The organism is Kitasatospora sp. NPDC059646, from assembly GCF_042734615.1.
Classification (GTDB): domain Bacteria; phylum Actinomycetota; class Actinomycetes; order Streptomycetales; family Streptomycetaceae; genus Kitasatospora.
Map to the genome: position 1 here is coordinate 79,670 of NZ_JBHWDS010000019.1, position 11,812 is coordinate 91,481.

General features: G+C 73.3%; 9 protein-coding genes. 4 read left to right on the forward strand and 5 right to left on the reverse strand.

What is annotated here, in order from left to right:
• Positions 1-91: 91 nt before the first annotated feature.
• Entirely contained in the window at positions 92-1,645 is a 1,554-nt protein-coding gene (locus tag ACFV1L_RS16135; RefSeq protein WP_380366313.1) for an MFS transporter, read from the reverse strand.
• A gap of 136 nt (positions 1,646-1,781) precedes the next feature.
• Here ACFV1L_RS16135 and ACFV1L_RS16140 point away from each other — a divergent pair, with 136 nt between their 5' ends.
• From ACFV1L_RS16140 to ACFV1L_RS16150, 3 genes are all read left to right on the forward strand, one after another.
• Positions 1,782-2,411 (forward strand): TetR/AcrR family transcriptional regulator, encoded by a 630-nt coding sequence (locus ACFV1L_RS16140; protein ID WP_380366315.1) that lies wholly within the window; start codon positions 1,782-1,784, stop codon positions 2,409-2,411.
• Positions 2,412-2,647: 236 nt separating this feature from the next.
• The gene (locus ACFV1L_RS16145) at positions 2,648-3,331 is read left to right on the forward strand and encodes a ribonuclease HII (RefSeq protein WP_380366317.1); all 684 of its coding nucleotides are present in this window, start codon (positions 2,648-2,650) and stop codon (positions 3,329-3,331) included.
• A gap of 506 nt (positions 3,332-3,837) precedes the next feature.
• Complete coding sequence (locus ACFV1L_RS16150) at positions 3,838-4,191, forward strand: hypothetical protein (RefSeq protein ID WP_380366318.1); 354 nt, start codon at positions 3,838-3,840, stop codon at positions 4,189-4,191.
• Positions 4,192-4,396: 205 nt separating this feature from the next.
• Here ACFV1L_RS16150 and ACFV1L_RS16155 read toward each other — a convergent pair whose 3' ends face one another.
• Positions 4,397-5,119, reverse strand: coding sequence for a hypothetical protein (locus ACFV1L_RS16155; protein ID WP_380366319.1), 723 nt, complete (start codon positions 5,117-5,119; stop codon positions 4,397-4,399).
• 371 nt (positions 5,120-5,490) lie between these two features.
• Positions 5,491-7,686 carry a RecQ family ATP-dependent DNA helicase gene (locus ACFV1L_RS16160; RefSeq protein ID WP_380366321.1) on the reverse strand — a complete coding sequence of 732 codons (2,196 nt, stop codon included), beginning with the start codon at positions 7,684-7,686 and terminating at the stop codon, positions 5,491-5,493.
• A 207-nt stretch (positions 7,687-7,893) separates the two neighbouring features.
• On the opposite strand from ACFV1L_RS16160, the gene ACFV1L_RS16165 reads away from it, so the two are divergent.
• On the forward strand, positions 7,894-9,444 hold the full coding sequence (locus ACFV1L_RS16165) for a DUF4192 domain-containing protein (RefSeq protein WP_380366323.1): 1,551 nt from the start codon (positions 7,894-7,896) through the stop codon (positions 9,442-9,444).
• Positions 9,445-9,481: 37 nt separating this feature from the next.
• On the opposite strand, the gene ACFV1L_RS16170 is transcribed toward ACFV1L_RS16165, so the two are convergent.
• Both ACFV1L_RS16170 and ACFV1L_RS16175 read right to left on the reverse strand, forming a co-directional pair.
• Positions 9,482-10,795 (reverse strand): alpha/beta fold hydrolase, encoded by a 1,314-nt coding sequence (locus ACFV1L_RS16170; protein WP_380366325.1) that lies wholly within the window; start codon positions 10,793-10,795, stop codon positions 9,482-9,484.
• A 695-nt stretch (positions 10,796-11,490) separates the two neighbouring features.
• Complete coding sequence (locus tag ACFV1L_RS16175; RefSeq protein ID WP_380366326.1) at positions 11,491-11,730, reverse strand: hypothetical protein; 240 nt, start codon at positions 11,728-11,730, stop codon at positions 11,491-11,493.
• Positions 11,731-11,812 lie beyond the last annotated feature (82 nt).

An 11,812-nucleotide genomic window follows, 5' to 3' on the forward strand; every position in this document is an offset into this window, starting at 1 on the left:
TGGCGGTTGGTGCGGTCCGGCGGGGGAGGGGAAGGGTATGGGTCTCCTGCCCCGCCCGGGCCGCCGGCGTGTCAGCCGAGTTGAGGTGCCGTCATATGGCCATTCCGGCCGGAGCTTCGGTGGGGAGGTCGGAGGCCTTCGCCCTGACCACGAACAGTGCGGACAGCAGAGCGACCGCTGCGAACGCCACGCCCACCACGAAGGCGTGGGAGACGGCGTACGCCAGTACCTCGTTCGCCCACGTGGTGCCGGGCGGGAAGGCCTGGTGCTGCTGGGCGTACTGCAGATCTGCCGGTGAGGCGTGGGCGAGGAAGTCCGGCTGCTGGCGGTTGCCCTCGGAGGTGGCGGCCTTGGCGAAGACCGTGGTGAGAATCGACAGGCCGACCGAACCACCGATCTGCTGCACGGAGTTGAGCAGGCCCGAGGCGGCGCCCGTCTCGTGGGCCGCTACCCCGGAGACCGCCATCAGCATCACCGGGACGAATATCAGGCCCATGCCGAAGCCGAAGGTGACCGTCGGGCCGAGCACGCCCAGGGGGTAGCTGCTGTCCACGTCCGTCCGCGTCAGCCAGCTCAGCCCGACCGTCACCAGGATGCTGCCGGTGACCAGGAACGGCTTGGGGCCGAGCTTCGCTTGGAAGGCCGAGGCGAGCTGTGCGGCGACGATGATCGCGACACTGATCGGCAGGAAGGCGACACCCGCCTTGAGCGCGCTGTAGCCGAGCACGCGCTGAACGAAGAGCGTGACGTAGAAGAAGATGCCGAACATGGCGGCGGCCAGGCAGAGCATCATGATCAGACCGCCGGTGCGGTTGCGGCTCCGCAACAGGCGCAGCGGGGTGATCGGTTGGGCGGTGCGCTGCTCGATCACCACGAACGCCACCAGCAGGGCCGCGCCGACGGCGAACGAGGCGATCGTCACGCCGTTGCCCCAGCCGGCCGCCGGATCCGCGGCGTGGATGAACCCGTACACCAGGCTCACCAGGCCGAGGGTGGAGGTGAGCGCGCCGGGAAGGTCGAAGGTGCCCGGGTGTCGCTCGGACTCGTTGATGTAGCGCGGAGCGGCGATGGCGATCAGCGCTGCGATCGGGACGTTCACGAAGAACACCCAGCGCCAGTTCAGGTACTCCGTGAGCACGCCGCCGGCCAGCAGGCCTATCGCCGCGCCGGAGCCGGCCACCGCCGAGAAGACGCCGAAGGCCCGGTTCCGCTCCGGCCCTTCCTTGAAGTTGGTGGCGATCAGTGCGAACGCCGTCGGTGAACAGATCGCACCGCCAATGCCCTGCAGCGCGCGGGCCGCGAGCAGCATCCCGCCGTTCTGCGCGAAGCCGCCGAGCAGCGAGGCCAGACCGAACAACAGCACGCCCACGACGAACACCCGGCGGCGGCCGAGGATGTCGCCGGCCCGGCCGCCGAGCAGCAGCAGACCGCCGAACGTCAGCGTGTAGGCGTTGATCACCCAGGACAGGTTGGTGGTGGAGAACTTCAGCGCGTCCTGGATGTGTGGCAGCGCGATGTTCACGATGGTCGCGTCGAGGACGACCATGAGTTGCGTGGCCGCGATGACCGTGAGCGTGATGCCCTTGTGCTGGTCGCGACCGGCCCCCGGCGGAGCCGACTTGCTGAGCATGTCGGAGATAGCCACTGTTGTGCCCCCTGCTGGCTACTGCTATCGGTTGCTGTTCGGTAAGGTGCTCGGCGATGTGGATAGTGAACGGTTCCGTTCACTGCGGGGGACATTAGTCGGCGCAGATAGTGAACGCAACCGTCTTTTAGGGTGGATGACGATGGATCAGCCGGACCGGCCGCAGCCGGCCGACGGCCCCGCCGAGGGAGCCCCGCTGCGCAGGCGCGGCAAGGCACTTGAAGCCGCGATCTTCGAGGCCGCGCTCGACCAGCTCACGTCCGGCGGGTTCGCCCGAATGACCATGGAGGGCGTGGCCGGCGCCGCGCAGACCGGGAAGGCCGCGCTCTACCGGCGCTGGGCGTCCAAGGCGGACCTCGTGATGGACGCCCTGGTCGCCGCGATGCCGCCGCCCGCCGACTTCCCCGACCTCGGCTCGGCGGAGGCCGAGCTGCGGCAGGTCGTGCACGGCTACATCGAGGTGCTCAACTCCCGGATCGGCGCGGCCGTCCGGACCCTGATGGGCGAACTCGACCACGAGCGCGCCGAGCTCTTCAAGGGATTCCTCCACGAACGGGTGATCGAGCCGACCACCGAGGGCATCCTCGGCATCCTGCGCCGCGGCGAGGCCCGGGGCGACGTCCGTCGTGGTGCCGCGGTGCCCATGGTGGCCGACGTGCTGCCCGCGATGCTGCTGTACCGGGCCCGGGTCTGCGTCGGGATGATCGAGGACGACTTCTGCGAGGAGCTGCTCGGCCGGGTCCTGCTGCCGATGATCAGGCCGTAGCGCGGGAGGACGATCGGGCCGTGGGTCGTGCTGCGGGACGGCGGAGAGTCCCGGGCGGGTCGTGGGCGCGGTGCGGGCGGCTCCGGTGCGCCGGCCGGCCGGGGCCGGGGCTGTCCGGGGGTCGTCCGGCCGGGGTCGTCCGGCCGGGGCTGTCCGGGCGGCGGCGTAGGCTGAAAGGTGCCGGGAGCGTCCTCGTCGCGGGCCCGGCTGCCGTCCTGCCAGCGAAGGAACCGTCGATGCCGTACGACCCCCCGACCCACTCGGTCGAGCGTTCCCTGCGCCGGGCCGGAGCCCGCCTGGTGGTCGGGCTGGACGAGGTGGGGCGTGGGGCTTGGGCCGGGCCGGTCATGGTCGGTGCCGCGGTCACCGGGCTGCGCCGCCCGCCGGAGGGGCTCACCGACTCGAAGCTGCTCACCGAGCGGCGCCGGGAGGCGCTCGTCCCGATCCTGGAGGAGTGGGTGACCGCCTACGCGCTCGGCGCCGCCTCGCCCCAGGAGTGCGACGAACTCGGCATGACGGCCGCGCTGCGGCTGGCCGCCGTCCGCGCGCTGGAGGCGCTGCCGGTCGAGCCCGACGCGGTGATCCTGGACGGCAAGCACGACTACCTGGGCGGCCCGTGGCGGGTCCGCACGGTGATCAAGGGCGACCAGTCCTGCGTCTGCGTCTCCGCAGCCTCCGTGCTGGCGAAGGTCCGGCGGGACGCTCTGATGGCCGAACTCGGCCTGGACCACCCGGCCTTCGCCTTCGAGGAGAACGCCGGCTACCCCTCGCCGACCCACCGGGCGGCGCTCGAGGAGCTCGGGCCCACCGAACACCACCGGCTGTCCTGGGCCTTCATGGACGCCCTGCCGCGCTGGAGCCACCTCAAGCGGCAGCGCGTCCCGGTCGACACCGGCGAACAGCTCTCGCTCGGCTTCTGAGCGCCCCGTCCCTGCGGTACGCCCTCTGGCCGGCGCTCCGCCCTGCTGGAACACGCTCGTTCCTGCGGCGCCTGCGGCTCGTCCCCAGGGGCTTCCGGGCCCGCCATTTCCGAGGTTCCTGACGGTTCGTCAGCATTCATCCACCCGTCACCCGGGCGTTGTCGTGTGCCCGCACGCGGAGCGCGAGACTTCCAAGTGGTGGGGTGCCCGTGCGCATCCGACCGGCATTTGATAGGAATCCGGGTATGCCTGTCTTCCCCGAGGAGCCGGAGATTCACGAGACGATCCCGGGCCCCGGTGTTCCCCCTTCCCACAAGTCGGACGCACCTGCCCCCCGTATGCCTTCCTCCACCGCCGTCGCCGCTCCGGTTCCGGGCCCTCGCCCCGGCCCGCCGCGCCCCACGCCGCCCCGTGCGGACCGCCCGGTTCCCGGCCCGCGGCCCGCACCCCGACCCAAGGCCGGCCCCACGCCGGGCCCCGGCCGGCCGACCGTTCAACTCCTGCCCGTGGCTGCGGCCGAGGCGCTCGACCGCGCCGATGACGCTGTCGACGCACTGCTGGAGTCCGGCCGCCGCCCCGGCGACGTGCTGGTCCTGACGGTCGGCGCTGCGCACCCCTGGCAGGAGCACGAGCTGAGCTTCGGCGAGGAGGGCTACTGGGCTCAACTCGCCGACGGCGGCGACGTCTTCTACGCCGACGCTGCCACGACCCGGACGCTGCGCCGCGACGTGGTGGTGCTGGTGGTCAACGACAACCACTCGGAGCGGGTGGCTGCTGCGGCGCGCAAGGCGCTGGAGCGGGCCGCGAAGCTGCTGGTGGTATGCGGCGAGACGGCCACCGTCGCTCCGCTGTTCGCCTGACCGACCGTCAACCGGACGTACCGGTCCGGCTCCGCCTGCGGGCGGGGCCGGGGCGTTGTCGTGCCGTCGTGCCGTCGTGTCCTGGGACCGGTTCCGGGGCCGTTGAGGTGCCGGGCGTCGCCGTGTCCTGCTTGCGGTCGGGTGCCGGGCGCCGGCTCGGTGCGCAGGACGGTCCGTTGAGTGGGCGCCGTGGTTGGGCGACTGCTCAGCGGGTGCCGGTTCGGCGGACCGTCCGGTTGTCACGAGCGGGCTCCAGGGCGCGGATCGCGTCCAGCGAGGTGACGGGCGCGATCTGCGGTTCGGCCGGTGCCGGTACTGGTGGCGTCGGCGTCTGCATCGGCGTCCGTGCTGCGGAGCGGCTGGCCCTGGTGTCGGACGGGGTGCGCGGCGGCAGTTCGGTGACGGTGTGGACCGGACCGAGAGTCCAGGATCCGGAGTGCGGGTTGCGGCCGCGCCGGCCGTCGCCGAGCGACTGCCAGCCTGCCGGGGTGAGCGTCAGGTACGAGCCGCAGCGCAGTCCGTGCAGCTCGGCGGCGGCGCGCAGGGCCCACATCCACGCCCCGTCCTGCTCGGTCCAGTCCGGTCCGCCGTCACGGCAGCGCAGCAGGACGGCGGTCCGGTTCGGGGATATCCGCTTCAGGTCGTGCGGGGTCACTCGACGGAGGTGACCGAGCAGGGCGTTGCGGTGGTCCCAGCCGTCGCTGAACTGCGGGCGGACGCCGAACGAGGCCGATGCCGTCATCCGGTGTTCGGCGTCGAGCACCGCGACCACGGTCGTGCCGGGCTGCGGCAGGTGCCGCCGGTGGAGTTCGGTGACGAACTCTCGGGGCGCGCGGAGGAGCGGTACGCCGAGCTGCTGCCACTCCGGCAGCGTGAGCGTCCGACGCTTGTCGTAGTGGGAAGGACCTCGGTCGATGCCATTGATCACGATCCTCCTTCCCGTGCCCGCGCTCCCGAGGGTGCGCGAGCGTACGCCGAAGGCCGGGTCCTGGGGACCGGGCGCTGGATACCTTCCAATTCTCGGGCGACACCCGGCCAAGCGGCAATGATGAAATGACAAGCGCCGCTTGAGAGCCGCCCAATTGCCCGGTATGTACCAGCTCTGCCGCAGGGCCATTCGGCTGACTTCGGGTGAGCGGGACGTGAACGGGCAGCGACTCTCCGGTGTACGGGGCCCGGCGTTCGGCTGCGCCGAAGCACCGGGCCTCCCGATCGACCCGGCCGGATCTGCATCACCCGTCGCCCAGCCGGGCCGCCGACTCCAGCAGGCCGACGTGTCCGGCGTCGGCCGAATCCACTTCACCCCCGAACGGCCAGCACGAGGGGCAGTACCGCGGTGGCACCGGCCTGGCGGAGCAGTCGAGCCGCGACCGTCAGCGTCCAGCCCGAGTCCACCAGGTCGTCGAGCAGCAGGACCGGGCCGGGAGTCGCGGCCAACGCATCGGCCAGGCCCGGGGAGAGCGTCAACGCCCCGGCGACCGAACGCAGCCGCTGGGCGCTGTTGCTGCGCGGCCCGTGCGGGGGCTCGCCGGTGGCGTACTCGACGCGGCCGAGCAGGGGCATCCGGCCGATCGAGGCGAGGCCCCCGGCGAAGTCCGACAGCAGCTGTGGTCGGGTGGAGGAGTCCAGCGAGACCACGCCGACCGGGCGCTCCAGCCGGGTGCCGTCGGGGCCGGCCGGCCCGGCCCAGCCGCCGGGGCCGCGCGCCCAGTCCGCGACCACGCCGACCACGGCGTCCAGCACCTCGCGCGGCAGCGGGCCGTCCGGGGTGCGCTCGTCGAGCAGCGCGCGCAGCCGGGTGCCCCAGCCGATGTCCGAGAGCCGGCCCAGGGCGCGCCCCGGTTCGGACTGCTGGTCGGCGGGGATGCGGCCTCGCAGCGGAATGCCGAGCGACTCCATGCCCGTCGGCCACATCCTCCTGGTCTCGAAGGAGACTCCGGGGCGGCCGAGTGCGGCCCGGGCCGCACTCGCGGCCTCGGCCGACACCTCGGCGGACAGCCGGACGTCGGTGCACCGGTCGCAGCGCCCGCACGGCGCCGCCTCCGGGTCGTCGAGCTGGCGGCGCAGGAACTCCATCCGGCAGCCCTCGGTGGCCACGTACTCGCGCATCGCCTGCTGCTCGGCCTGCCGGGCCCGGGCGACCTTGGCGTACCGCTCGCTGTCGTACCGCCACGGCTCGCCGGTGGACTCCCAGCCGCCGCGCACCCGGCGGACCGCGCCGTCCACGTCGAGCACCTTGAGCATGGTCTCCAGCCGGATGCGGCGGAGGTCGACCGAGGTCTCCAACGCCGCGGTGGAGAGCGGGCGGCCCGCCTGGGCCAATGCGTCCAGCGTGCGGCGGACCTGCTCCTCGGCGGGGAAGCCGACCGAGGCGAAGTACCGCCAGATCGCCTCGTCCTCCTTGCCGGGGAGCAGCAGGACCTCCGCGCGGTCGACACCACGGCCGGCGCGGCCGACCTGCTGGTAGTAGGCGATCGGAGAGCTCGGCGAGCCGAGGTGGACCACGAAGCCGAGGTCCGGCTTGTCGAAGCCCATGCCGAGCGCGGAGGTGGCGACCAGGGCCTTGACCTGATTGGCCAGCAGGGCTGCCTCGGCCTCGCGGCGCTCGGCGTCCTCCGTGCGGCCGGAGTAGGAGGCGACCGGGTAGCCGCGCTCGCGCAGGAAGTCGGTGACCTCCTCGGCGGCGGCGACCGTGAGCGTGTAGATGATGCCGGAGCCCGGCAGGTCGGCCAGGTGGTCGGCGAGCCAGGCCAGCCGCTGCGCCGGATCGGGCAGCGACAGCACCGCCAGGCTGAGGCTCTCCCGGTCCAGCGGTCCGCGCAGCACCAGGGCCTGCGCGTCTCCGGCACCGGTGCCGAGCTGCTCCGCGACGTCGGCGGTGACCCGGGCGTTCGCGGTCGCCGTGGTCGCCAGCACCGGGACTCCGGGGGAGAGCTCGGCGAGCATGGTGCGCAGCCGGCGGTAGTCGGGGCGGAAGTCGTGGCCCCAGTCGGAGATGCAGTGTGCCTCGTCCACCACCAGCAGGCCGGTGGAGGCGGCGAGCTTGGGCAGCACGTGGTCGCGGAAGTCGGGGTTGTTGAGACGCTCGGGGCTGACCAGCAGGACGTCGACCTTGCCGTCGGCGACCTCCTGCTGGATGTCTGCCCACTCCTCCGGGTTGGCCGAGTTGATCGTCCGGGCGTGGATGCCCGCCCGGGCTGCCGAGTCGACCTGGTTGCGCATCAGGGCGAGCAGCGGCGAGACGATCACCGTGGGGCCGGCGCCGCGCTCGCGGAGCAGCGCCGTGGCGATGAAGTAGACGGCGGACTTGCCCCAGCCGGTGCGCTGCACCACCAGGGCGCGGCGGCTGTCGACGACCAGGGCCTCGATGGCCCTCCACTGGTCTTCGCGCAGCGTCGCGGAGGGCCCGGCAAGGTTGCGCAGCACGGAATCCGCGGCGGCCCGGACGGCGGCGCGGTCGGCTGGGGTGGTCGGGTGGAGTTCGCGCGTCTGCATGAGGTCATGGATACCGTGCTCCACGGACGGACCGCGAATGCCGGGCTGTGGACAGCCTGGCGTTCATCAGCTGAGATGCGGTCAGATTCCCTCGTTCGGGCCGGAATTGTCCCCCAATGGGGGTAGCTGATGCTGAACCCCCCGGTTTATCCACAGGGTGGCCGAAATATCCGCAGCCGCGGCGGCAACGGGTCCAGGCTGTGCGCCATGACCGCAGACGACCGCACCACCAAGCCCTCCCCGCGCCCCGGCCACCTCCCGGTCCGGCTGCGCGGTCCCGCCGACATGGCGGAGATGCTTCCGTACCTGCTGGGCTTCTTCCCCGACGACAGCATCGTCGCGGTGGGCCTGCAGGGCCCCGAACTCGACCAGGGCGGGGTGATCCGGATCGACATTCCGGCAGATCCGGCCTCTTGGGAGCGCACCGCCGAAGAGTCCGCGAGGCTGCTGGTCGAGCTGTCCGAGCAGCGCGACCGCCGCCCCGTCCAAGTCCTGCTGTACCTCTGCCGCGATCCCGCCGACGGCGCGTCCGGGCCCGAAGGGGCACAGGCCGTGCTGGAGGAGCTGCGCCCACTGGCTGCCGCGCTCACCCGGGCCTTCCAGGGCGAGCAGGTGATCGTCAAGGAGGCGCTGTGCGTTTCAGTGGGCCGCTGGTGGTCCTTCCTGTGCACCGGAGTCGACTGCTGTCCGCCGGACGGCACTCCGGTCCGCGCCGCCCACCAGCCCAGCCCGCTCGCCGCCGCGGCCACCTTCGCCGGCCTCGCACCGCGTGGCAGCCGCAAGGCGATCGTGGCCGGCCTGGCCCCCGTGGGCCCGCCCCTGTGCGAGCTGCAGCGCCGCGCCCTGGAGGACGCCGGGCCGCCGTTCATCCGCGAATTGGCGGGCCCCGGCGGCCGCCACGCGGCGGTCCGGCGCACCGAAGAACTCCTGGCCGACGCGATGACCGAGTTCCGCAGCGGCGCCCGCGAACTCGACACCGGGCGCACCGCCCGCCTGCTGATCGGCCTCCAGGACAAGCTCGGCCGGGACCGCGCAGCCGAGTACGCCGAGTCGCACGAACTCGCCACCGCCCAGCGATTGTGGCGCTACCTGATCCAGCGGTGTGTCGATCCGTTCGAACACCTCGCCGCCCCGCCGATGACGCTGCTGGCCTGGACGTCCTGGCTGGCCGGCGACTCTGCCACGGCCCGGATCGTGCTGGCCAGAGCCCTGGAACTGGAGCCTGACTACACCCTGGCCCAACTGCTCTACGAATCCCTGAACTCCGGCATCGCTCCGGAGGCGCTGCTCCGGGTGGTCCGGCGCGAACGCACCACCAGGCTGGGCGGGGCCGGGAGCCCGGAGTGTCCCGAACTCCCGCCGCCCGACCGGCCGACGGGAGGGGAGCGGCCGATGCGAGCGGCTCGGCCGACCGAAACCGACCGGGCCGGAGGAGCCCTCCAGACGCCCACGGCCGCCCCGCCGGAGCCTCCGCCGGGACGCCGCACCGGCTTCGCGCGAACCACCGGGGCGGGTCGGCGCGAAACCGGGCCCGACCGGAGCTGCTCCGAACCCGGGGCGGGTGCCGGCGAGGCCGTCGAGGCCGCCGAGGACGGCAGCCCAGGCGGTGTTCGTCGGGCGATGCCGCCCGACGTCCCGTCAAGCGACCTCCGTCGAGCCGGCGGTGAGCGCCGACCGCGTCCGTGCCGGGCCGCCGGGCCGGGGAGCCCCGGATCCCGTGCCACGGCACCCCGACACCAGCAGTCCATCGGAGGCTGACATGCGAACGCTCAACCCCCGCCCGCGCGGTGAGCGACTAGATCTCGCCGCGCGCCATCCGCATCAGCCGGTCCAGCACCCGGCGGCCGCTCACCCGCACCCCGTCGTGCTCCCACTCGTTGGTGATCCACGTCCGCAGGCCGGCCACCGAGTCGGCCGTCTCCAGCGAATGCGCCGTGTCCACGTACATGTCGTCGTGGTACACCGCCGCGTACACCGGTACCTGGTTCGAAGCCAGGCGCTGCGGGTCGTACAGGTCGGGCCAGTCGGTGCGCTCGGCGAGCAGCTGCGCCGTCTCGCGCAGCGGCCGCAGCGACGGGTCGGTTTCGAACATCCAGGGGTAGATCATCTCGCCGGTGAACAGCACCGGTTCGTCCGTGGCCAGCGCCGCCGCCGCGTCGAACTCGGGAAACTCCTTGCGCACCCGCTCCGCGGACCACTCGGTGCCCCCGGCGTCGACCGAGCGCTGCCCGTAGATCGACTCGTGCAGCACGGCGTACAGCGGTCCCACGGCGAAGGACAGGTGCGCGTGCGCCCCGGCCAGGAAGGCGTCGGAGAGCTCCGGTCCGTCCGGCCCCTCCACCCAGGCCTCTTCCAGCAGGTAGTGCAGGACGTAGGAGCCGGTGCCGCTGCCCAGCATCATGCCGAGCGCCTGGAAAGCCTCGACGGTGAGCTCTCCGCCGTCCGGGAGGGCGGCGGGCCGGTCGATCAGGTGTGCCGCGATTCGCCGTACCGCCGCCACGTCCTGGGGGAAGCGCGCGTAGTGCCCGGCATTCTTCCGGGCGACCCGCGGGTAGGCCGCGCGGTAGACCTCGTCGGCCGAGCGGCGCAGGCCCGCCAGGCCGCCGGTGACGAACGCCTCGCGCAGCCCCTCCGGCGCCAGCGACAGGTAGGTGAGGGTGCAGAAGCCGCCGAAGCTCTGCCCGAGCAGGCTCCACTTTCCGTCCTCGCCCAGCAGCTGACGGCGGATCAGCTCGGCGTCCCGGACGATCGAGTCGGCACGGAAGTGCGCCAGGTAGTCGGCCTGCCGGCGGGCGTCTCCGCGCCGGGCCAGCGTCTGCCGGTTGGCCGGGGTGGAGCGGCCGGTGCCGCGCTGGTCGAGCAGCAGCACCCGGTGGTCGTCGAGCGCCCGGTCCAGCCAGCCGTCCCGGCCCAGCGGCCGGTTGGCCTTGCCGCCCGGCCCGCCCTGCAGGTACAGCAGCCACGGCAGCTCGTCGTTCTCGCGTCCGGCGGCCACCACCTCGCGGGCGAAGACCTTGATCGCCTCGCCGCTCGGATCACCGTGGTCCAGCGGCACCCGGAAGACGTGGTCGGTGGTGACGATCCCGGGGATGCGGCTGAGGGGGGACATGCAACTCCTAGGTGCGAGCTGGTCACAGGCTGGTCGCGGCGCCGGACCCCGAGGTCACCGGTGCGTCCGCCGTCGTGCTCGCACCGTATCCTGACGGCGGACAGGAGCCGCCGGGGGGCGTCCGCCACCTGCGGAGAACCCCGAACGGCGCCACGACACAGCGGGCACCCCGAGTGCCGGTCGCAGGCCGCCGGAGGAACGGCAGCACGCGGCCGCATCCGACCGGAGGTCCGCCGGACAGGCGTGACCTGGGGCAGGTGTGCTGCGTTCAACCAGGGGAGCGCCGCCACTCGAACCGGCACCGCCGGGCCGTTGGCGGCCAGGGCGACCGTGTCGGGCACCGGTCACGCGTCGCTCGACCCGGTGCGACCGGGCCACGGGCGACGAGGGTGTCCGGGCCGGGACGCCAACCCGGTAGGGGCGGAGCATCGCAGGTCCGGTTCCGCCCCGGTCGGAGCCGCGTGTTCCGGCGGCAGAGCAGTACAGTCCGCGATCGAGCACGCTCGCGGCCGACCGGGCCCGCCGCCGTCGGCCGGTCGAGGGGAGGAGAGCCCGGTGACCGATTCAAGGCCACCCCACGCAGCGCCGCAGCCGCTGCAACCCGTCAGCCCGCCCGTACCGGGCGGCGCTCCGGCACCCGCCGGAGCAGCGGTTCCCCCCGTTCCCCCGCGCCCGGCCGACCCGTTGACTCTCCGTCAGCCCACACCCCCGTACGGCACCCCCACCGGCCCGGCGCCCGCCGGCCACGCCTCGGGGACGCCCGGAGCGGGCCCGACGGTTCCCGGCCCGCAGACGCCCGGCACCCCCGTGTTCGGCGCGCCCCGTGCCGGTGCCCACCAGCCCGGGGCTCCCGCCGGCACGCCGCCGTACACCGCACTCACCAGCAGCACGCCGTACGCGCCGGGGGCGACCCCGCCGTTCGGTACGGTCACCACGCCCACGCCCTACGCGCCGGGGGCCACCCCGGCCTACGGCACGCCCACTCCCGGAACACCGCACCCGCCGGGGGCCACGCCG